The organism is Rhizobium sp. NXC24, from assembly GCF_002944315.1.
Taxonomy (GTDB): Bacteria; Pseudomonadota; Alphaproteobacteria; order Rhizobiales; family Rhizobiaceae; genus Rhizobium.
Genome location: NZ_CP024314.1, coordinates 1,132,381 through 1,151,255 on the forward strand (window position 1 = coordinate 1,132,381; position 18,875 = coordinate 1,151,255).

Here is an 18,875-nt window from a genome sequence, read left to right on the forward strand (position 1 = left end):
AAGTGTAAGCAGCAAAGCCCGGATGACATGAAGAAAGGTAATCTGCTTCGATGATCAGCGGAGTGCTTCTTGATCTAGTCGGCGTCATTTACGATGGCGAGGACCTCATAACGGGCGCAACATCTGCTGTCGCCCGCCTGCACGAGGCCGGCCTTCCCGTGCGCTTCGTGAGCAACACGACACGCTCAAGCAAGCAGGCCATTCTGGACCGACTTGCCCGGTTCGGACTTTCAATCAAAAGCGATGAGTTGTTCACTCCCGCGCAAGCGGCCCGCGAGTGGCTTGGTCGACATGAGCAATCGCCCCACCTCCTAGTCCATCCCGATCTTGTGCCGGATTTTCATGACCTGACGGGTAGCAAAGGCAAGGCTGTTGTTGTTGGCGATGCAGGCGAGATTTTCGATTACCGGACGCTGAATAGGGCATTTCGAGAATTGATTGAGGGCGCGGACTTCCTGGCGCTCGCACCGAACAGGGCTTTCAAAGATGCGGACGGAAAACTTAGTCTCGATGCGGGCGCGTTTGTGACGGCGCTTGAGTTCGCAAGTCAGAAGCGTGCCGTCATCTTGGGGAAACCCTCACCCGATTTCTTTCTGTCCGCGCTCAACAGCATGCATTGCTCGAAAACGGAAGCGGTGATGGTGGGCGACGATGCGGAAAACGACGTCGCGGGAGCCTTGCAGGCCGGAATCTCCTGCGCGTTGCTGGTCCGTACGGGCAAATACCGTCGTGAGGACGAGAATCGTTTCAAGCCTTCTCCAACCGCAACGGTGGATGATATTTCCCCAGCGGTCGATTGGATCATCGCCAAGCGCGGCATTTAACCAGGGTCATATACGTGCCGTGAACGTGAGCTGCTTCTACATCGCCGGTACAAATTTCCAAAACACGCCCTCAGAGCGTTCTGGATAATATTTGAATTCGCATTCGAAGCGCCGGCCATAGGCTTCGGCATTGTCGAGGGCCGCCTTGCTCACCGGGTTCATGCCGGTCCCCGGGGCAAACCAATCTTCAAGCAAGTCTTCGGGCACATAGGCACCGATCCGGAGCGGCAGCTTCGTCAGCACGTCGTTCATCTCTTCGGGAGGCATTGTCTTCTCCAACCTGTAACGTCGATGATATCGGACATCGCCAACCGGAGAGATTTTGCTCCGTTCGTTGGGCGTTTAACGGTGATACCTGTACCCGCTGCTCAGAACTCCGCCCTCAGGCGGAGCCATCTGCCTCAAATCCTGGTGGAGCGCATTGGCCGCGAAGGTCCGGAAGCCAGTTGCGGCATCGCCTTGCGAGGCGAAATGACCGCCGGCATATCTGCCTCCAGGCACGCTGCGAGAAACGCCTCACGTGCGACGATCGAGGGGATCACGCCATTCAACGCTCCGTGGCATGACTTGATTGCGCGATCATACCGCTTTCCGTGTCGGAGTGGCCATTCATTTTCGAGGAAATCCAAAGCATCGTATGCGCCGGAGAAACTCCGCTCCAAACCGCATTGCAACCGGATGCTGACGGACCGTATCCAGGGAACGTTGTTGTTCAACATTTTCTTCCTCCAGTCGAATGCCGTCCCAATCGCTCTGAACTATGAATATTGCCCAGTCCCCTTCATCTTCAAGGGAGCGCCGACGGCATTTGGAGATGCGGCGGCCCTAACCCAAGCGCGCCCGGCAGAGTCCAGCACGATCGAAACCGCCGCTTGTAAAGACTCGGCGCCTGTGGGTAAGCTGAGAGCGTTCACACATGCCGTCACGCCAATAGCTCTCAACATATGCTCGTAAGACAGGGTTCTCATCGTAACGAAAAGATCGATCGCGGCCTTGCGGCTTCGCTTGCCGCCATCGCCGGCGCCTTGAACGCATCGGCTTTCTATGCCGTCGGCTTCTTCTCCGCCAATATGACGGGCAACGTCTCCACGCTTTCCGATGATCTGGCGATTGGCCAGTGGCTCTCCGCCCTGTTCTATGGCGGGATCGTGGTGGCGTTCATACTTGGCGCGGCAGTCTCGACGCTGATCATCAACGAAGGCCGCCGCCGTAACGTCTATGCCATTTACGCCTATAGCATCCTGACCGAAGCGGGACTGCTTGCCCTCCTCGGCTGCGCGGATCTCTGGCTGCTGGCCATCTGGCGTGTGCCGGTTCTCGTTCTCGGCCTTGCGTTCCTGATGGGCGTGCAAAATGCCGTCGTCACCCGCATCTCCGATGCCCGCGTGCGCACCACACATGTCTCAGGCATGGCCACCGATCTCGGAATCGAGCTCGGGATCGCCTTCGACATTCTATGCGGACGCGAGCCCAAGACCGAGGCGCGGCACAATCTGACCAAGCTCCGGCTGCATCTCTACACCATTGCCGCTTTCCTGATCGGCGGCATTCTGGGCGTCGTCATCTATCGCGCCGTCGGCGGCTACCTTCTCATTCTGGCCGCAGCGTTGTTGACGATGATTGCACTGGATGCAATTCGGCGGGCGAAATCGACCCTCTCCGCTCCTGGCACCTTTCCATCTGACATAAATCGGTGAGCCCGCGAGGCGCCCGGAAAGCTAAATTCGGCTTTCCGCATACGCAGCTATCATGAAAATCATTCAATAACAGCGCAATACAAGAAATTTCTATTGTTAAACAAGAACATTAAATAGGGAGCGAATTGGCGACCCCTCGATGGAATGGGAACGCGGCTCAGATCGAGCCGACGTTCCCGGATGCGGGCCGCTTAGGCCGACGGCTGCTTCGTCTTGCGAAGATAGGGCAGAACCGTATCGAACGAGCCAAAGCGTGTGATGGCGTCCTCGTTGGAAACGGCGGCCGTGATGATGACATCTTCGCCCTGCTGCCAGTTCGCCGGCGTGGCGACCTGATGCTTCGCCGTCAATTGAATGGAATCGATAGCACGCAGGATTTCGTTGAAGTTGCGGCCGGTCGTCATCGGATAGGTGAGGATCAGCTTGATCTTCTTGTCGGGGCCGATGACGAAGACCGAGCGCACGGTGGCGTTGTCGGCGGGCGTGCGGCCCTCCGAGCTTTCACCCGCGCCGGCAGGCAGCATGTCATAGAGCTTGGCGACGTTGAGGTCCTTATCGCCGATCAGCGGATAGTCGACATCGAAGCCGGTCGCCGTCTTGATGTCGCCCTTCCACTTGCTGTGGCTCTCGACCGGATCGACGGAAATGCCGATGATCTTGACGCCGCGCTTGGCAAAATCCTGCTCAAGGCCCGCCATTGCTCCGAGCTCGGTCGTGCAGACCGGCGTGAAGTTCTTGGGATGCGAGAACAGCACTGCCCAGCCATTGCCAATCCAGTCGTGGAATTGGATCGGCCCGCGGGTCGTCTCGGCGGTAAAGTCGGGTGCGATATCATTGATACGCAGGCTCATGGTGGATCCTCCAAATAGGGGCTCGTCGTCTCTTGCAAATTTTTGGCGGCGAACGTTGGGTTAAAATCTAATCGCAGGATGCCGCCTAATGCATCCGAAGAAAAGTCCTCCTTTTAGGCGGTCGCGGCAGTCGTGGACATAGACCTTCGGGGTCTCCAGTGTTTAGCCCGCGCCTTCAGCATCTCCAGCAAGCCGTATCCGCTCGGCCAGCGCCCGAAGCCGCTCGCGACATTGATATGGCCCGCAAGGCCGATATTCCGGATATCGGAATTCCAGAGGTGCCCGAACATCGTAAGGCGGTCAAGCGTCATGTATATGTCGTTCAGACTGCCGATCGTCATGCTGGGAAAAGGCAAGGCCTCGGTGGGCATGGCTCCGAAAGAAATATGTCCCGCATGCAGCGCCTCGGTTGCCGGAAGATCGCAAGGCGCAACGAGCAGCGCGCCTTTGACGTGTCGCGCCGCCGTCCGGCCCGCCAGCCGCGCTGCCAGGAGGCAGCCGAGGCTGTGGGCAACGATGTAGGCTTCTCCTGCCTCTTCAAGCGCTGCCTCAAGCCTCGCCATCCAATCGCAAAAGTTCGGGTGATCCCAATCGTCCTGATCCACCAGGCGCCCGTCCGGCTGATCCTGCAGCCAGTAACGCTGCCAATGCCCTTCCTCCGATCCGAACAGACCCGGCAAGATCAGCACTCTGCTCATCGCATGTCCATGATTATGCTTTGAGGCATCAGAATACGCCCGCCACAAACGCGAACAAAAACAGGAAGGACGAAATAACGGAGAAAACTTCGATACCATGAACAAGATGGGATCGAATGTCGCTCGGAAACCGGTTCGCAACCGGTCGTCGCAGATCGAAGGCTAATGCCATAGCGGGTTTCCTCTCAATACCAGGGCGCCGGCGTGGAGCACCAATAATAGAGCTCGTAATCGCGCGCCGATGGATCGTGGCTTTCACCCGACGTGATCGTTCTTTCGACAGATGTCCTCAGAGCGCCAGGCTTGCCCGACTGGTGAGGTGCAAGACGGCGGAAAACTATCTTCAAGCGGCTGATGAAATCGAATTTCATGCGATCCTCCATCTCGTTGATCTCGTCACGCAGAACCAAGCCGTCTGCCCTATCGGTCATCCAAGACCGCTCACCAATATTCTCTATAAGAATAGTAGATAAAAGGAACGAGCATCTTTCCTTGCTACGAAAGGGGGAAATCTGTTCTCGAACTGCGCCACCCCGAGTAGCCGTCCGACGCAGGGCTTCGACGTGCGGCCGCCGCGCGGTTGATTGGACCAACCATCGGTACCCCGATTGAACCGAACGCGCTAATACCTATTAGCGACTGTTTGGATGCCCCGGCATGTGGCAAGTATTCTGCGGAATTCGGGGCGGTGCTGAGTCGAAGAATTTCGTGCAGCCACAAAGCGGAAAGATGAGTGCTTTGCGGCGGACTGAATGAAGAGAACTCGCCGCTATCCGCCAGAGGGCAGCGAGTTCTTTTCATGTTCCGTGCCCCTCATGTCATACACCGAGCGACAGCCGGAAGGCCTTGATCCTCCAAGTAGAAATAAGCTTGCCAGCGCGCCCGTGAAGGAGCGGCGTTTCGTGCATCGCCGTCCTCGATATTGCTCAGGGCTAAGCTTCGCCTCGACAGAAACCGCAACATCTCGGTTGAAAACGGGGGTAACGAACTATTTCAGACCCAATCAAAGTCGACACTATCTCGGAAGGATGCTTTTCCGATGGAAAATCAGCCGGTCAATCTCATTCTCGCCGCCCGCGCCGCCTTCAGCCAAGCAGCGGCACTGATTGTACAATATAGCTTCTCCATCCTCGGCGCCGTCATTCTTCTCGTCGCCGGCTGGATTCTGTCCGGCGTTTTAAGTCGGTGGGCCTATGAAGGTCTGTCGAGAATACATGGGATCGATGAGACGCTTGCGCGCTTTTTCGAAAACCTGCTGCACTACAGCATTCTCATTTTTGTCTTTGTCGCAGTACTGGCGCAATTCGGCATCCAGACCGCATCGATCGTTGCTGCTCTGGGCGCTGCAGGCTTGGCGATCGGCTTGGCGCTGCAAGGCACGCTTCAAAACATTGCAGCCGGCATCATGCTTCTGGTGCTGAGGCCGCTGCGCGTCGGTGAGTATATCGAGACTGCCAACGTCGAAGGACGCATTCTCGAAATAGGCTTGTTCGCCACCGAGATGAAGACGGCCGACGGCCTCTACCTGATGGCTCCAAATTCCACGCTCTGGAATACACCGATCAAAAATCATAGCCGCGAGGTCAGCCGGCGCCAGCAATTATCGGTAGCGGTCGGCAACGATGTCGATATCGACATCGTAATGCAGACGATCCTCGAACTCGTCAGATCGGACGAACGGGTGCAAAAGGATCCGCTGTCCCGCGTTTATTCGGACGATCTTACCGCCGATAAGACGGTCCTGATGATCGAATACTGGGCGAAAACGAGGGAATGGTCGGAGACGCGCCACGCCATGATCGAGCGGCTGAGACGAGGCCTTGCCGCCAAAGGCATCTTGCTCAAGTAGATCGCGGAGCGCGTTTGCCGCCAGTCGACGACCTGCCGTCGCAGAAATCTGCCGTGAACGAGCAAAAGGCAAGCGTGGGCACGGAACATACTCTCCTTACGTCGATTTGATAGGCAAAAGGAGATGACCGATGGCAGACAACGCACCCATCAATTCACCAGCAGCCGATCAATCAAAAGCGGCGGAACCGGCAACAAGAGACCTTGAAAAGGAAATCAGAGAGCGAGCTTACGCCATCTGGGAGAACGAAGGCAGACCGGAAGGTCGAGCCGTCGAGCACTGGGAACGTGCGGAAAGACAGATCAGCGGCGAGTTCCATCTCGATAAGATCGAGATCGAGGGCGACGACGTGCCGAAACTTGATGCATTACGGGAAGCCGCCCGCAAACATACCGACGCATTTCTGGTAAAAAGCGATCTGGAAGAAGCGGACGAACGGACGGCCGCGCCGGGGACGCAAGAGCAGCCTTAGGACGACGGCCCCGCAACATTCACCTCTAGCTCGACCGCAGCTTCGTGACTGGCCGATGGAGTTCTATATCGACGCACGGCCTCGTGCAAACGCTCGCCGTTTGGCGCAAATAGGAATGGTATGATCGGCCGCAAATTCTTTCGGCCCCGGCGGCTGCAGCTCTCGGGTTCTCCTCAGGCATGTCTCGGACATCAGGCATTCTTCAGGATGATTTGCCGACTGCCTCCGCATATTCGGCAAATGTCCTGGATCTCCCCAAATCGTCCTCATTGGCAAGCAGCAGAAGGCGAATGGGAAAGAGCATGGCCTTTCGATTGGCTTCTGAAAGGCCTCGGGCCTCGCCATTGACGCCTTGCTGTGCTCGTTCCAACGCCTGCTGCATCTCTCTGCGAGAAACGATGCCGCTGTCGACGAGAAGGGCGTTGATTGAAGCGACTGCGGTGAGGAGACCTTCGAGTTGGAGGTTGGCAGTATTCACAGTTTGACTCCTTCGCCGATGAATTCCACTGGAGCGGTCGCCCCATTGAACGCGATAGCTATGTCGGTGAATTGCATGATGTCCTCCGATGAGAGATGGTTATAAACGGCAGACTGTTCATCAAGTTCCGGCCGTCAGCGGTGCCTTCGGTGGCAGCCATTTATTGCTTATCACTAATCTTGCCACGATGATGACGGAATTGCGTGGTGTTCCCTTCTCCTCCGGCAAATGGGACGACTTACGCAATGGAATGGATCAATCGTTACATCGATCAGCCACTGCTCGATGGCGCAGCCAACTGGCTTCGAGCCTGGCACATTTATTCCGGTCAACCTCCAGAGCGGCTCGAGCCGACTTGGCACCTTGCCGTACTCCTGTTTCTTTTGATTGCCGCTGAACACTTTCTACACGGCTCGGGATTCCTCGTCAGCGCTGCAGCGCTCATCATGCTGGCACTTCCTTCCGTTTGGAAGCTCCATTTGTCGATGAGAAAAGCCGATACATATGGCCGGCGGGAATATGCGCGCCTTAGGACACATGCCTTCGCAAGACGGGAAACAGAATGGTCAGTGAGAATGACTGTCTTGTTCATGTCCGCCAGCCTTCCGTTTTTCGCCGGCTCCGGCGATTCCGTGGGCGCGTATTTTTTGTTCGGCGCAAGTATTTGGTTCGTTCTGACGGCGCCTGTCAAATTCTACCTTCAGGCGGCGGAACCGCCGGAGCCCAATGAGGGTGACAGATCATTCCAGCATGCCGTCGGATTTGGATAGCCAACAAATAGTCGCTCCCGCCCCGGTCGCCGCCGGCGTCCATCTGTGGTTTGAACGATCGATAGCCATGCTCGAAAGGTTAGATTGGCGCGGGCATGACCTTTCGGAACTAATACCGAAGCGCTCCGTTATCTCCTACATCAATCGAAAGGAGACCACGATGCTTTACTATGCTCTCGTGTTTTTGGTTGTGGCAGTGATTGCCGGTGTTCTCGGATTCGGGGGCATTGCAGGCGCCTCTGCCTCGATCGCACAGTTTCTATTCTTCATCTTCCTGGTTTTGTTTATCGTCTCGCTGGTCATGCGGGTCGTGCGGCGACCATAGAACCAAGAAAGAAGCGGTCAAACAATGGCTCGGCTGGGGAACTACGCCTTTTGTAACAACGTCTAGGTCTTTAGCCGGGCTTTCAGAAAATACCCTGGAACTTTCCCAGATTATCGTGGTTTGAACGCGGGTGGCAGGGGGCGCCACTGGGTATCGCATGAACCAAGCAGCGATGCCCTGGCCCGTCGCGTGCTTGCCCAGCTTCGCGGCGGGCCTAAATATCTGCGGGCTTCCGATGATCGTTCTGTACGTCACTTGACCCTACTGGGATGGGGTTGCGGCCCATCCTGGCCGATCTCTCGTAAGTCTATTTAGCCTGTCATTTTCGCTCCTCGTCGCAGGCCTTTTTCCCGAACAAAGACAGCCAAGCAGCGTTATCTCCCCATGAACAACCGAGATAACGAGGAGAAAATCATGGACTGGAATAGAGTCGAAGGAAACTGGAAGCAGGTTAAAGGCAAGGTAAAGGAGCAGTGGGGTAAGCTCACGGACGACGACCTCGATCAAATCGACGGCCGCCTGGATCAGCTCGAAGGCAAAATCCAGGAACGCTATGGTTTGGAAAGAGATCGCGCGCGGCGCGACATTGATAGCTGGTATAACAGGCAGACCTGGCACTAACAGGTCGTATTAGCCAATTGCCCCGCGCCGCGGGGCATTTTTTTGATTCCCGGCACCGAGTCGAATGCCACCCTTCAAAGCCGCAACGACGCTCTGGACGAAGATCAGGTCGACGAAGGCGCCGACCCGACCCAATGGAAATCATTGAATGTCCCCCGCCCAGGTTTCGTCATTCAAGGATGAGGTAGGACGAGCAGGTTCTCTCGGCCGTTCCTCATCGCGATCCGTGCTTTTTCGCGAACGAGTCCTCCGAGATCGATATCGGGGTCACGTTCCGGGTCCAGACCATCCCAGTCCAATGCCACCTGCAGCAGTGCCATGTTCGTCAGGTGGACAAGGTTGCGAAGCTGTAGCGCTTCGGCCGCCTCCTTCGCCGTGGAAATCAGCCTGAACATTCTGACAAATTCACGCACTCTCAGACTATCGTCTTCGGGCATGAGCACCTCCTAATTCGAAACACGAAGGTCACGTTTCTTACGCCGCGATCTCCAACAGTCGGGTCGTAACGGATCGGATCGGCTTCGGGCGAACATAAAGGGGAGCCGAGACTTTGAGCATGCGCCGCATGTTTGCGAGCACACGCTGCGAGACCTCGAACGCACCGCAGCAAACAGGATATTTTCCATATCCGTCGCAGCGGCCGAGTTCCTCAACTTCGGCACCTGCCCGCTTGTACACGCGCTTGAGATAGGGTTCGTAGTTGGAAATCATAGTGTGGATGCCATGATCGAGCGCGCATTCGCAAAGCGCGAGCAGCAACAGGCTGAATGCCCGGCCTGCATCGATGTCGGGAAACTCGCTCGCAATGGCAGCTTCATCGATGCACATGCGCGTTCCTTCCCAAATCCCCGGGGCAACGAGGTCCGTTGCGGCCGGAAACGTGTCTCTGAAGACGTCGTAAAGAAGCGTCGGCCCTGTCGTCGGCATGAGCCGTATCCCGCCGTAGAACCGCATGCGGCGCTCATCGCACCAAACAAGATAGGCGGGGCCGAGCGCATCATAGCTGTCGCGCTCGTAAGGTCCGATGACGTTTACGTCCCAGCCGAGCGTATCTGCGAAGATTGTCTTACGAAGGCGGAACATCTGATCGAGGATGTTCGCATATTTATGATATTCATGAGCCTGAATAACTATGAACATTTTCGCCTCCAACAGTTGCTGTCGTAAGGCGAGAATGGGCCGGAAAACCGCTGTCGGAAATCCCGCAAATGGAGCCCCTCATTTGAGGGGATTGGTCAGGGGCGTGATGATGCGAAGCTGGACGGCTTTGGTGGTGGCAGCCGAGAGGGTGGCGCAGCCCAGCTTGAACCGCGCCGTCTTCAGATAATCGCGTGTCGTATGTTCGGAAATGTCGAGGATCAGCGCGATGTCCTTATAGTCCTTGCCAAGCGCTGTCCAATGCAGGCACTCGATTTCCCTTGGGCTCAAGGATGGCACCGGATCATGTTCGCCATAAAGTTCCAACACGGCTTTGCCGTGGATGAGATGTGCAAGTTCCGTCCATTCCTCTCGGCAACTAACGACCAATTCCTGCCACTTATCGGCCGGCAAGCCTGAATTGATGGAAAGCAACGACCGGCGTCTGGCCTTGTCGGCAACCGGAATGGAATAACCGTTGCCGCCGAGACCATGTTTCTGCGCGTCGACCAATAGTGCATAGGCCTCCGGCGTCGGCTCCACCTCGCTCCAGTCGAACGGAAGTTGACGGAGAAAGCCTTCCCTAACGACGGGATCGATCTTGACGTAGCCACTGAGAAGATATCGGGAAACCCAGGCGTCCGGATAGGTGGTACGCACAAATGGCGCGTCGATCGTATCCATGATGGTCTGCGCAAGATGGTAAGTCACGTAGTCGACGTGATATGCCCCCTGCAGAGACCGAATGGCGCTGTCGACATTCGGCGCCGCTTTGATCTCATTGAAGGCGTGCTCGAATCTTGGGCTGTCGGAAGTTCCCCGCATGATGCACCACCTCGCTTCAATACCATCTTACCGCGAGATTGCTTCCACAAACAAGGGGATCCCCACATATGAGGGGAATGACGTTAGGAAAGGCGGTCGTATATCCTCACGTTAGGAGAGCGAGATGGGCCAATCGGACGAAGCCGAGGAGGCGGTGAGCCAAGCCGCCACTGGATTAAAAACGAGCTGGCACGATATGGCCGGCTCGGAAGCGTTGATACGGGCGCTGATTGCCGAACGCAGCCAACGAACAAGCGAAGCGTTGTTTTGGATTAGGGTCTATCGTGCTCTATCCCCCGAGACGATCGATCCAATCCCTTCTTTTTTTCGATGAAAATCGCGTTCCGGTCAGAATTGCGAACTGAGCTGCACACCTGCCTCTCATGCCATTCACAGGTCCTCGGCCTGCCTGTAACAGCCACCGGATGGCGAACCGATAATCCCATCACATGAAAATTGAAGCGATCCTCTCAACCTTTGATGCATAGGTTGAATGCCTCGTCTCGAAAAAACACCTTAAAAGACATAATAATCAAATCACCGACAAGATTGCTTGAAGCATAAAGAGATGCCCCGCTTAACAAAGCGACGGCGGAATTTCCCGCGATTTCCTGCGACTTTAAGCAAAACGTCACAAGCCATGTGATCTTGTTAGTTTATGCTGTTATGAATTTTGATGGAATGCTATGAGGCCTTCCACGAAGTTTTCGGGAGGTTCCAGCTATCTTCGATCTCGCATCCGGCTACGACCTGTAGCCAATCTCCGGTGCAATCGAAATGACATCCCGATAAGTATCAAAATGATCGCAGTCGCTCACAATGGCAAAGGGAGAGAGCTTGAATGGCACGCATCACGTTGAGGCAGTTGCTCGATGACGCAGCAGAACATGGCTATGGCGTACCCGCTTTCAATATCAACAATATGGAGCAGGCGCTCGCCATCATGGAGGCTGCCGACGCTGTCAATGCGCCCGTCATCATGCAGGCATCACGCGGCGCCAGAGCCTATGCCAACGACATTATGCTGAAGCACATGATGGACGCGGTCGTCGAGATCTACCCGCATATTCCGGTCTGCGTGCATCTTGACCATGGCAACGATCCCTCGAGCTGTATGACGGCGATTCAGGCCGGCTTCACCTCGGTCATGATGGACGGTTCGCTGAAGGCAGACGCCAAGACGCCGGCCGATTGGGATTACAATGTCGGCGTGACGAAGACGGTCACCGACATGGCGCATCTCGGCGGCATTTCTGTCGAGGGTGAGCTTGGCGTGCTGGGCTCGCTGGAAACCGGCATGGGCGAGGCCGAAGATGGTCATGGTGCCGAAGGCAAGCTGTCGCATGATCAGCTTCTCACCAATCCTGACGAGGCGGTCAAGTTCGTTCGCGAGACCAAGGTCGATGCGCTTGCCATCGCCATGGGTACTTCGCACGGCGCCTATAAGTTCACGCGAAAGCCCGATGGCTCGGTGCTGGCAATGAACGTGATCGAGGAAATCCATCGCAAGCTGCCCAATACGCACCTCGTCATGCACGGCTCTTCCTCGGTTCCGGCCGAACTGCAGGAGATCATCAACAAGTATGGCGGCCAGATGAAGCCAACCTGGGGCGTGCCGGTCGAAGAGATTCAGCGCGGCATTAAAAACGGTGTGCGCAAGATCAACATCGACACCGATGGCCGCATGGCGATGACCGGCCAGATTCGCCGCGTATTGCAGGAAGACCCGAGCGAATTCGATCCGCGCAAATATATGAAGCCCGCCATGGCGGCGCTGACGAAGCTTTGCAAGGAGCGGTTCGAGCAGTTCGGAACGGCCGGTCACGCCGTCCGCATTCAACCGCTTTCTGTCGCCGAAATGGCCAAACGCTACAAGTCCGGCTCGCTCGATCCGGTCTTTTCGTAAAAGCTGATGTCGGACGATAGACCGACTCCGGCACAAACGTAAAATGTCGATCCACAAAGCCTGCCGCGGATGGCAAGCTTTGTGGACGCTCCTTCCGGATATGCGAACGGCCGCTCCTCAGGCCGAAGCGCCGACGCCATTGCCGCCGTTTCCGAGGCCTATGATCCACTCCGTCAGAAGCCGCACCGCCTCCCCGCGCTCCGACGTCGTGGGAGAAACGAGGAAGAAGGCTTCCTTGGGATAATAGGCAGTCTCGCCAAACACCACGAGCCTCCCCTCGCGAACGAGATCTCCCGCATTCGACTCCCATCCGAGCAGGACGCCCTGCCCCGACAAGGCAGCCTGAGTTGCCTGAACATAGTTGGTGAAGTAGCGGCCCAGCGCCCGATTTTCGGGCAATCCATTGAGACTGAGATAATCCTTCCAAGTGAGCCAGCTATTGTCGTCGCTTCTGACATGCAGCAAGGTCGCGGTCGACAGGCCGCCTTCGGCTTCGATCCGTTTAGCAACGAGGGGACTGCAGACGGGAACGACCCTTTCGTCAAAGAGCTTAACGCTTCGACCGTCCGTCCATCTGCCCGTGCCGTAGCGAATGACAAGGTCCACGCCGGGCTGGAACTCCGGCGCGCCGGCGGTCGTCAGCACGTTCACGGCGATGTTCTGGTGCTCACTGTAGAAATCCGCCAGCCGCGGCATGAGCCAATAGGTCGCGGTGCCAACGCTGCAGGCGACGGTGACAGATTGTTCGGCAGCATTCTGAAGCGAGCGTATCTGCACGAAGGCCTCCGCAATGCGCCCAAGCCCTTCTGAAACACCGGCCTGTAGAATCCTGCCCGCTTCCGTGAGTGTTGCCGGGCGCTTGCTCCGGTCAAGCAGGCGTGTGCCGACGTAGTCTTCCAGGGTCTTGAGCGCTTGGCTCACGGCCGGTTGCGTAACATTCAGGTCCGACGCAGCCTTCTGGACGCTGCCTGTCCGTAGTACGGTCTCGAAGACCGTTAGCAATCGAAGGGGTGGAAGACGAGCGCCCAATATAATCCCTACATTATACTAGATGTATTTTTTCCAGTATTCAGATTAGCGCCTACCCTCTCTATTGTCCACAAACAAGGGCCTTTCGAGATGAAGGCCAACGGTAAAACATAAGCTAGCAAGAGGGTAGGATGGGCACGAGTCTTTTGAACGAACCACCGGTAAAACTGGGCGAGCTGGGTCTTCATCTCTGCCTGTCAGGTGGAACGGCAAGCTATTTCAACTACTATTGGTTGCGGGATAATTGCCCGACATCGTTCGACAGTCAGACGCGCGAGCGCGTGTTCGATATCTTCCATCTTGATAGTGCACCCGTACCGGAGCAGGCCACGATGGTCGAAAATGCCTTAGAAATCGTCTGGACGGGAGACGGGCACAAGAGCCGTTATCCGCTGAGCCTGCTGGCGCAGTATAGCAACGGCAAGCGCCGGCATGATCCTGCAGACCTTCCGCGACGCCCATGGTATTCGGATCACTATCCCGCCATTGCCAGATTCTCACAGCCGGAGCTTCTGGCCGACAAATCCATCGTCGCCAATTGGCTGGAGGCGCTGATCGTCGAAGGTGTCGCGATCGTGACGGACATGCCCGACTGCAACGAGGGGCTGACGGAGCTGGTGCGCCTGATGGGACATGTACGCCCGACATTCTTCGGCGATTATTTTGACGTGCGCACGCATATCAAACCGACAAACCTTGCCTATACGGCAAAGGCTCTGGAACTGCATACCGACACTCCCGCGGAAGAAATGGCGCCGGGCATGCAATTCCTGCATTGCCGGGCCAATAGCGTCGAGGGCGGCAGGAATCTCTTTCTCGATGGCGTCGCCGTCGCGAACGATCTGAAAAAGGAGTTTCCCGAGGACTTCAAGCTCCTGACGGAAACGGAAATTCCCTATTACTGCGAGCACGACGCCTATGACGTGCGCTCCCGTCAGAGGGTCATCGAACTGGACGAGCACGGCGAGGTGTCCGGCGTCACCATCAGCCAACACATGGCCGATATATTCGACCTGCCGCAGACTTTTCTGGATCGGTATTATCCGGCCTTCTGCCGTTTCGGCCGCATGTTGCAATCCGACAAGTACCTCACGCGCTTCACGCTGAAGGCGACGGAATGCATCGTCTTCGACAATCACCGCATCGTGCACGGGCGGGCGGCCTATTCGGCAAACAGCGGCGAACGCTATCTTCGCGGTTGCTACGCCGATCGCGGCGAGATGCGCAGCACTTATCGCGCGCTGACATCCGAAGGACGGTTCAAATGAACGGACAGGCTTCCCATGCCGATGTTACCGGCGATGATCTCGCACAGTTGCGGATCGATCTGGCGGCCGCCTTTCGTCTCTGCGTCGAATTCGGCTGGAGCGAATCCGTCGGTAATCACTTCAGCGCAGCCGTGTCTGCGGATGGCAAACGGTTCCTGATGAACCCGAAGTGGAAACACTTCGGATCAATCCGGGCAAGCGATCTCTTGTTGCTTGATGCGGATGATCGGACGGTTATGAGCCGCCCAAATGCACCAGATCCGTCTGCATGGACTGTTCATGGCACAATCCATCGCGAATGCCCTGCGGTCCGCGTGCTGCTCCACTGCCATCCGCCCTATGCGACGGCACTTTCCACCCTCAAGGACCCGTCGATGAAGCCGATCGACAACAATACGGCGCGCTTCTTCGGCAGGCTCGGCATCGATCTCGGTTTCGGAGGGATCGCTGATGATGCCGAGGAAGGCGAAAGGCTGGCTCGCTCTCTCGGCAGCAACAAGACCCTGCTGATGGGGAATCATGGCGTTACCTGTACCGGCGATACCGTAGCGGAGGCATTCGAGGATCTCTATTTCTTTGAAAAGGCTGCGAAAACCCTGATGTTGGCCTATTCCAGCGGCCAGGCATTGAACATCCTCTCCGACGAGATCGCCCGCAAGACCGCCGAGGGCTGGCATGCCTACAAGGGCATGGCGTTCGCACATTTCGATTATCTCAAATCGACGCTCGACCGCAGCGACGCGTCCTACAAAGAATAAGGTGGGCGGAAACAGAGGCTGGGCTGGTTCATATCCGCGCTTCCGCGGGCTGCTGGCCAGACGTATCCGTCAGCCGGCCGTCGTGGAATTTCGCCAGCGCATTCACCACGTCTTCGATCTCGGCTTCTAGCCCTTGTTCGGTCCACCCAAGCGCTTCGGCGGCAATTGCGGCGATGTCGCGCAAGCCTTGCATGGTCAGCGCGCCCTCGATCGCAAGCGTCGTGCGCCGGAACACCACGTCCGAAAGATGGACGACGAGCTCTTGCTGCACGATCCAATCGATTTCGAGAGCACTGTAATGTGAAGCCCCGGAGAGGCGCACGGTATCAGTATGCACCGATGGATATTCGAGGATCGCCGTCGCGGTAGTGCCGTAGCGGCTCAAGAGTTGGTCGATCCGCCCCGGCGTCGCACCCGTTCGTTTCGCCACGGCGCGCACCCATTCTGCGCGCGCCGTCGAATTCGCAGGGAAATCGCGGCCGCCGCCGATCGCGATATGCTTTGTGGATTGGCTCCGCGCTCGATTCAGGCGCTGGAGCGCAAGATCCGCAACTTCCTCGGCAAAGCCTCGAAAGGTTGTCCACTTGCCACCCACGAGCGAGACGATCGCAAAGGGGCGATCCGCCTGCGGCTCGATCACCGGAGCGGAATGGTCGCGGCTGATCAGCCCCGGCGACGATGCATCCGAAGCCGGCAAGGGACGAATGCCGCTATAGCTATAGACCACCTGGTCCCGCCCGAAGCGAAGACCCGGCAGCAATGCCTGGACGCTTTCGAGGAAATAGTCGATCTCCGGTTCCTCACACCGGACATTGTCGGGATCGTCACAGGGAATATCGGTGGAGCCGACCAAAGCGAGGCCAAGATAGCCATAGACGAGGCAAATACGGCCATCATCTGCCTCGAAATAGATCATATGGCCATTGAGGCCGCGCACGAGCTCGGGGTGATCGAGCAGGATATGCGAACCTTTCGTGCCGCCGATCAAGTGCGAGGGCGCGCCGAGCGTATCGTTGACGCGGTCAATCCAGGGGCCGGCGGCGTTGACGACAAGCTTCGGAGCAACCGAAAACGTCGTGCCGTCGGTTCGCTCGAAGCTGAGCTTCCCACCCGCCGATGACGTCAGCATGGTGAAGTTTGCCGCCAGCGCATTCTTGTTGGCCTGAAGCCCGTCCATAACCAGTTCGTAAACGAGCCGTTCCGGCCGGCTGATCTTGGCATCGTAGTAAATGCCGCCCGCTACGATATCGGGGGTGACATACGGCATTTCCTTGAGCGCGCGCTTCTTCAATATGAACCGGTGACGCGGCATGACGCGGTTGCGTGATCCGAAGAAGTCATAAAGCGCAAGCCCGATTTTGATAAGAACGGCGCCGCGGCTGCGGGGTGCCGTCGCCGAGCCCGTCAGCGTGCGCAAAGCCGCCCATATGCCCCGCGTCCATGAGAAAATCGGGATGAAGGTTGGCAGCGGCTCGACGCAATGCGGCGCGTTCTGAAGCAGGAGATTGCGTTCCAGCGTCGATTGGGCAACCAGGCCGAACTCACCCGTCTCCAAATATTTCAAGCCGCCGTGGATGAGGCGCGACGGCGCCGCGCTCGTTCCAGACCCGAAATCGGCCTTATCGACGATGAGACAATTGACGCCCTGGGCGGCAAGATCGCGAAAGAGTCCCGCGCCGTTGACGCCGGCACCGAGAATGACGACGTCTATGTCCTTGTCCGGCAACGTCGCAAAGCGTTGTTTCAGATCGGCGGCGATATCGGTCATACCATTATTTCCTACGGAAGTACCGTCAGTGCGAGCTATCCGCGCGCGGCGGCCTATTGTCCTAATCTTGCGATTCAGCGGAGGCGAGGCGGCCGATCTTCGGCCAGATCGGGGTCATTGCCTCGGCGATTTCACGGAACAGATCGTATCTCTCGCGATAATGGAGGCTGCGGGATGCATCCGGATGGAAGGTTGTAGCGATCTTGCGGACATCGCGAGGGTCGCTCTGCGGATCGGCATAGAGACCGACACCCGCACCTGCACAGAGAGCCGCGCCCCAAGCCGCTGCCTCATCCGTCTCCGTTACGGTCACCGGCATCTCGAGTACGTCGGCAAACATCTGGACGACCCTCGGATTGCGGGAAATGCCGCCAGCAAGCCTTGCCTCCCCAAAGGCGAAGCCATCACTCAAAGCATCGACATGGATCTTGTGATTGAAGGCAATTCCCTCGAGAACTGCCCGCAGCATGTCACCGCGATCATGCCAGCCGCCCAGACCGAAGAAGCCGGCGCTTGCGGAAGCGCCGTAGGGCGAACCGAACAGATAAGGGTGGAAAAGCGCCGTCGAGAAACGCGCGAACGCCGCCTCTATCTCCGGCGCCAACAGCGCATGGATCGATCCGCCAGACGCTTCGCTGCTTACGCGTTCGCTGGCGCAAAGGCGATCGAGGAACCAGTCGTAATTCGCCGTCGAAGCCGGCGAGATCGACATGTTGTTCCACTGGCCGGGCGCAATGGCATTGCGGCAGAACCATCGCTTGTCGACGCGCGGTTCGGAGGACAGGGTTTCGTTGATCGAGTACGTGCCGGCAATCACGGCAACCACGCCGGATGCGTAACCGCCAGCACCGAGCGCCGATGCGGTGACATCGTGCAGCCCGGCCACGACAGGCGTTTCCTCGGCAAGGCCGGTACGCGCCGCAGCGGTCCGCGTCACATGACCGACGATCTCGTCGGAACGTGAGGCCGGCGGCAGGGCATCCGCCAGCGCTTCCAGTCCGAAGAGCCTGAGCGCATCCTGCGAATAGTCCTGGCTGGCGACATCGGTGAAGGAGGTGCTTGCTTCCGTCCTGTCCGTTCCGATCACCCCGGTCAGGCAGAAGCGAAGCCAGTCCTTGCAGCTCATGATATGGCCGATCTCCGCAAAACGGGCCGGTTCCTTCTCCTTGATCCAGCCAAGCAGCGCCGACGGCGCCGAGACATGCGGCAATTGCCCAGTAAGCCTTATGGCTTCGTCTGCGACCGGGCTTTCCAGCCAGCGATCGACAACGGCCCCTGCCCGGCTGTCGAGCGACAGGATCGCGCGCCCCAGCGGCCTGCCGGAGCGATCGAGCATGTAGATGCCGTCGCCGTGGGCGGTTGCCGCGACCGCCTGGATATCGGAGGCAGGACGCGTGCTGAGGCTGATCGCCTCGGCGATCGCATCCGCCGTCGCCGACCAGAGCTCATCCATATCGCGCTCGATGTGGCGGGCCCTGGGTATGAACTGCGTGACGCGCCGCCGTGCCACGGCAATCGGCGTGCCGTCGATATCGAAGATGACGGCCTTTGTGACCGTCAGACCACTATCAATTCCGAGCAGACTCGGCATTCTCATGA

23 protein-coding genes are annotated in these 18,875 nt (G+C 57.6%); 11 read left to right on the forward strand and 12 right to left on the reverse strand.

Features of this window, described 5'->3' with window-relative positions:
• The first annotated feature begins 50 nt into the window (after nucleotides 1–50).
• Nucleotides 51–824: a TIGR01458 family HAD-type hydrolase gene (locus tag NXC24_RS29265; RefSeq protein ID WP_104826855.1), complete on the forward strand. Its 774-nt coding sequence runs from the start codon at nucleotides 51–53 to the stop codon at nucleotides 822–824.
• Between the two features lie 36 nt (nucleotides 825–860).
• On the opposite strand, the gene NXC24_RS29270 is transcribed toward NXC24_RS29265, so the two are convergent.
• On the reverse strand, nucleotides 861–1,091 hold the full coding sequence (locus tag NXC24_RS29270) for a hypothetical protein (RefSeq protein WP_104826856.1): 231 nt from the start codon (nucleotides 1,089–1,091) through the stop codon (nucleotides 861–863).
• A 134-nt stretch (nucleotides 1,092–1,225) separates the two neighbouring features.
• Entirely contained in the window at nucleotides 1,226–1,543 is a 318-nt protein-coding gene (locus tag NXC24_RS29275) for a DUF982 domain-containing protein (protein WP_104826857.1), read from the reverse strand.
• 225 nt (nucleotides 1,544–1,768) lie between these two features.
• On the opposite strand from NXC24_RS29275, the gene NXC24_RS29280 reads away from it, so the two are divergent.
• A complete protein-coding gene (locus NXC24_RS29280) occupies nucleotides 1,769–2,521 on the forward strand; it encodes a YoaK family protein (RefSeq protein WP_104826858.1) in 753 nt (250 codons plus the stop codon).
• A gap of 191 nt (nucleotides 2,522–2,712) precedes the next feature.
• Here NXC24_RS29280 and NXC24_RS29285 read toward each other — a convergent pair whose 3' ends face one another.
• The 3 genes from NXC24_RS29285 to NXC24_RS29295 all read right to left on the reverse strand — a co-directional run bounded on the left by NXC24_RS29285 (nucleotide 2,713) and on the right by NXC24_RS29295 (nucleotide 4,501).
• Nucleotides 2,713–3,372, reverse strand: a complete 660-nt coding sequence (locus NXC24_RS29285; protein ID WP_104826859.1) for a peroxiredoxin — start codon at nucleotides 3,370–3,372, stop codon at nucleotides 2,713–2,715.
• 113 nt (nucleotides 3,373–3,485) lie between these two features.
• Nucleotides 3,486–4,070 carry an alpha/beta fold hydrolase gene (locus NXC24_RS29290; RefSeq protein ID WP_104826860.1) on the reverse strand — a complete coding sequence of 195 codons (585 nt, stop codon included), beginning with the start codon at nucleotides 4,068–4,070 and terminating at the stop codon, nucleotides 3,486–3,488.
• A 185-nt stretch (nucleotides 4,071–4,255) separates the two neighbouring features.
• Nucleotides 4,256–4,501, reverse strand: a complete 246-nt coding sequence (locus NXC24_RS29295; RefSeq protein ID WP_245464188.1) for a hypothetical protein — start codon at nucleotides 4,499–4,501, stop codon at nucleotides 4,256–4,258.
• A gap of 608 nt (nucleotides 4,502–5,109) precedes the next feature.
• Between NXC24_RS29295 and NXC24_RS29300 the strand changes: the two genes are divergently transcribed.
• Nucleotides 5,110–5,919, forward strand: coding sequence for a mechanosensitive ion channel domain-containing protein (locus NXC24_RS29300; RefSeq protein ID WP_104826861.1), 810 nt, complete (start codon nucleotides 5,110–5,112; stop codon nucleotides 5,917–5,919).
• A gap of 130 nt (nucleotides 5,920–6,049) precedes the next feature.
• Nucleotides 6,050–6,391, forward strand: a complete 342-nt coding sequence (locus NXC24_RS29305) for a DUF2934 domain-containing protein (RefSeq protein WP_104826862.1) — start codon at nucleotides 6,050–6,052, stop codon at nucleotides 6,389–6,391.
• 202 nt (nucleotides 6,392–6,593) lie between these two features.
• Here the strand turns inward: NXC24_RS29305 and NXC24_RS29310 are convergent, their stop codons facing one another.
• The gene (locus tag NXC24_RS29310) at nucleotides 6,594–6,869 is read right to left on the reverse strand and encodes a hypothetical protein (RefSeq protein WP_104826863.1); all 276 of its coding nucleotides are present in this window, start codon (nucleotides 6,867–6,869) and stop codon (nucleotides 6,594–6,596) included.
• 245 nt (nucleotides 6,870–7,114) lie between these two features.
• Between NXC24_RS29310 and NXC24_RS29315 the strand changes: the two genes are divergently transcribed.
• The 3 genes from NXC24_RS29315 (at nucleotide 7,115) to NXC24_RS29325 (ending at nucleotide 8,585) form a co-directional block, all read left to right on the forward strand.
• On the forward strand, nucleotides 7,115–7,639 hold the full coding sequence (locus tag NXC24_RS29315) for a hypothetical protein (RefSeq protein ID WP_104826864.1): 525 nt from the start codon (nucleotides 7,115–7,117) through the stop codon (nucleotides 7,637–7,639).
• A 160-nt stretch (nucleotides 7,640–7,799) separates the two neighbouring features.
• A complete protein-coding gene (locus tag NXC24_RS29320; RefSeq protein ID WP_028750291.1) occupies nucleotides 7,800–7,964 on the forward strand; it encodes a DUF1328 domain-containing protein in 165 nt (54 codons plus the stop codon).
• A gap of 414 nt (nucleotides 7,965–8,378) precedes the next feature.
• Nucleotides 8,379–8,585, forward strand: a complete 207-nt coding sequence (locus NXC24_RS29325; protein ID WP_104826865.1) for a CsbD family protein — start codon at nucleotides 8,379–8,381, stop codon at nucleotides 8,583–8,585.
• A 173-nt stretch (nucleotides 8,586–8,758) separates the two neighbouring features.
• Here the strand turns inward: NXC24_RS29325 and NXC24_RS29330 are convergent, their stop codons facing one another.
• The 3 genes from NXC24_RS29330 to NXC24_RS29340 all read right to left on the reverse strand — a co-directional run bounded on the left by NXC24_RS29330 (nucleotide 8,759) and on the right by NXC24_RS29340 (nucleotide 10,547).
• A complete protein-coding gene (locus tag NXC24_RS29330; protein ID WP_104826866.1) occupies nucleotides 8,759–9,022 on the reverse strand; it encodes a hypothetical protein in 264 nt (87 codons plus the stop codon).
• 37 nt (nucleotides 9,023–9,059) lie between these two features.
• A complete protein-coding gene (locus NXC24_RS29335; protein ID WP_104826867.1) occupies nucleotides 9,060–9,725 on the reverse strand; it encodes an acyl-homoserine-lactone synthase in 666 nt (221 codons plus the stop codon).
• Nucleotides 9,726–9,803: 78 nt separating this feature from the next.
• A complete protein-coding gene (locus tag NXC24_RS29340) occupies nucleotides 9,804–10,547 on the reverse strand; it encodes a LuxR family transcriptional regulator (RefSeq protein ID WP_104826868.1) in 744 nt (247 codons plus the stop codon).
• 124 nt (nucleotides 10,548–10,671) lie between these two features.
• On the opposite strand from NXC24_RS29340, the gene NXC24_RS29345 reads away from it, so the two are divergent.
• Nucleotides 10,672–10,881: a hypothetical protein gene (locus NXC24_RS29345; RefSeq protein ID WP_104826869.1), complete on the forward strand. Its 210-nt coding sequence runs from the start codon at nucleotides 10,672–10,674 to the stop codon at nucleotides 10,879–10,881.
• A gap of 507 nt (nucleotides 10,882–11,388) precedes the next feature.
• Nucleotides 11,389–12,453 (forward strand): class II fructose-bisphosphate aldolase, encoded by a 1,065-nt coding sequence (gene fba / locus NXC24_RS29350; protein WP_104826870.1) that lies wholly within the window; start codon nucleotides 11,389–11,391, stop codon nucleotides 12,451–12,453.
• 117 nt (nucleotides 12,454–12,570) lie between these two features.
• Here the strand turns inward: fba and NXC24_RS29355 are convergent, their stop codons facing one another.
• Nucleotides 12,571–13,482 carry a LysR family transcriptional regulator gene (locus NXC24_RS29355; RefSeq protein WP_104826871.1) on the reverse strand — a complete coding sequence of 304 codons (912 nt, stop codon included), beginning with the start codon at nucleotides 13,480–13,482 and terminating at the stop codon, nucleotides 12,571–12,573.
• Between the two features lie 131 nt (nucleotides 13,483–13,613).
• Between NXC24_RS29355 and NXC24_RS29360 the strand changes: the two genes are divergently transcribed.
• A complete protein-coding gene (locus NXC24_RS29360) occupies nucleotides 13,614–14,750 on the forward strand; it encodes a TauD/TfdA family dioxygenase (protein WP_104826872.1) in 1,137 nt (378 codons plus the stop codon).
• On the forward strand, nucleotides 14,747–15,508 hold the full coding sequence (locus NXC24_RS29365; protein WP_104826873.1) for a class II aldolase/adducin family protein: 762 nt from the start codon (nucleotides 14,747–14,749) through the stop codon (nucleotides 15,506–15,508). Before NXC24_RS29360 ends, NXC24_RS29365 begins: the two co-directional genes overlap by 4 nt.
• Nucleotides 15,509–15,536: 28 nt before the next feature.
• Here NXC24_RS29365 and NXC24_RS29370 read toward each other — a convergent pair whose 3' ends face one another.
• Nucleotides 15,537–17,276: a glycerol-3-phosphate dehydrogenase/oxidase gene (locus NXC24_RS29370; RefSeq protein WP_104826874.1), complete on the reverse strand. Its 1,740-nt coding sequence runs from the start codon at nucleotides 17,274–17,276 to the stop codon at nucleotides 15,537–15,539.
• Between the two features lie 61 nt (nucleotides 17,277–17,337).
• Nucleotides 17,338–18,867: an FGGY-family carbohydrate kinase gene (locus NXC24_RS29375; RefSeq protein WP_104826875.1), complete on the reverse strand. Its 1,530-nt coding sequence runs from the start codon at nucleotides 18,865–18,867 to the stop codon at nucleotides 17,338–17,340.
• Nucleotides 18,868–18,875 lie beyond the last annotated feature (8 nt).

Excerpts from the sequence above, each read along its gene's own strand:
- NXC24_RS29360 (WP_104826872.1), top strand. The coding sequence starts at position 13,614 with ATGGGCACGAGTCTTTTGAACGAACCACCGGTAAAACTGGGCGAGCTG.
- NXC24_RS29375 (WP_104826875.1), bottom strand. The coding sequence starts at position 18,867 with ATGCCGAGTCTGCTCGGAATTGATAGTGGTCTGACGGTCACAAAGGCC.
- NXC24_RS29265 (WP_104826855.1), top strand. The coding sequence starts at position 51 with ATGATCAGCGGAGTGCTTCTTGATCTAGTCGGCGTCATTTACGATGGC.
- NXC24_RS29340 (WP_104826868.1), bottom strand. The coding sequence starts at position 10,547 with ATGCGGGGAACTTCCGACAGCCCAAGATTCGAGCACGCCTTCAATGAG.
- NXC24_RS29290 (WP_104826860.1), bottom strand. The coding sequence starts at position 4,070 with ATGAGCAGAGTGCTGATCTTGCCGGGTCTGTTCGGATCGGAGGAAGGG.
- NXC24_RS29280 (WP_104826858.1), top strand. The coding sequence starts at position 1,769 with ATGCTCGTAAGACAGGGTTCTCATCGTAACGAAAAGATCGATCGCGGC.
- NXC24_RS29285 (WP_104826859.1), bottom strand. The coding sequence starts at position 3,372 with ATGAGCCTGCGTATCAATGATATCGCACCCGACTTTACCGCCGAGACG.
- NXC24_RS29295 (WP_245464188.1), bottom strand. The coding sequence starts at position 4,501 with ATGACCGATAGGGCAGACGGCTTGGTTCTGCGTGACGAGATCAACGAG.
- NXC24_RS29270 (WP_104826856.1), bottom strand. The coding sequence starts at position 1,091 with ATGCCTCCCGAAGAGATGAACGACGTGCTGACGAAGCTGCCGCTCCGG.
- NXC24_RS29325 (WP_104826865.1), top strand. The coding sequence starts at position 8,379 with ATGGACTGGAATAGAGTCGAAGGAAACTGGAAGCAGGTTAAAGGCAAG.
- NXC24_RS29370 (WP_104826874.1), bottom strand. The coding sequence starts at position 17,276 with ATGACCGATATCGCCGCCGATCTGAAACAACGCTTTGCGACGTTGCCG.
- NXC24_RS29330 (WP_104826866.1), bottom strand. The coding sequence starts at position 9,022 with ATGCCCGAAGACGATAGTCTGAGAGTGCGTGAATTTGTCAGAATGTTC.
- NXC24_RS29320 (WP_028750291.1), top strand. The coding sequence starts at position 7,800 with ATGCTTTACTATGCTCTCGTGTTTTTGGTTGTGGCAGTGATTGCCGGT.
- NXC24_RS29275 (WP_104826857.1), bottom strand. The coding sequence starts at position 1,543 with ATGTTGAACAACAACGTTCCCTGGATACGGTCCGTCAGCATCCGGTTG.
- NXC24_RS29365 (WP_104826873.1), top strand. The coding sequence starts at position 14,747 with ATGAACGGACAGGCTTCCCATGCCGATGTTACCGGCGATGATCTCGCA.
- NXC24_RS29305 (WP_104826862.1), top strand. The coding sequence starts at position 6,050 with ATGGCAGACAACGCACCCATCAATTCACCAGCAGCCGATCAATCAAAA.
- fba (WP_104826870.1), top strand. The coding sequence starts at position 11,389 with ATGGCACGCATCACGTTGAGGCAGTTGCTCGATGACGCAGCAGAACAT.
- NXC24_RS29300 (WP_104826861.1), top strand. The coding sequence starts at position 5,110 with ATGGAAAATCAGCCGGTCAATCTCATTCTCGCCGCCCGCGCCGCCTTC.
- NXC24_RS29315 (WP_104826864.1), top strand. The coding sequence starts at position 7,115 with ATGGAATGGATCAATCGTTACATCGATCAGCCACTGCTCGATGGCGCA.
- NXC24_RS29335 (WP_104826867.1), bottom strand. The coding sequence starts at position 9,725 with ATGTTCATAGTTATTCAGGCTCATGAATATCATAAATATGCGAACATC.
- NXC24_RS29345 (WP_104826869.1), top strand. The coding sequence starts at position 10,672 with ATGGGCCAATCGGACGAAGCCGAGGAGGCGGTGAGCCAAGCCGCCACT.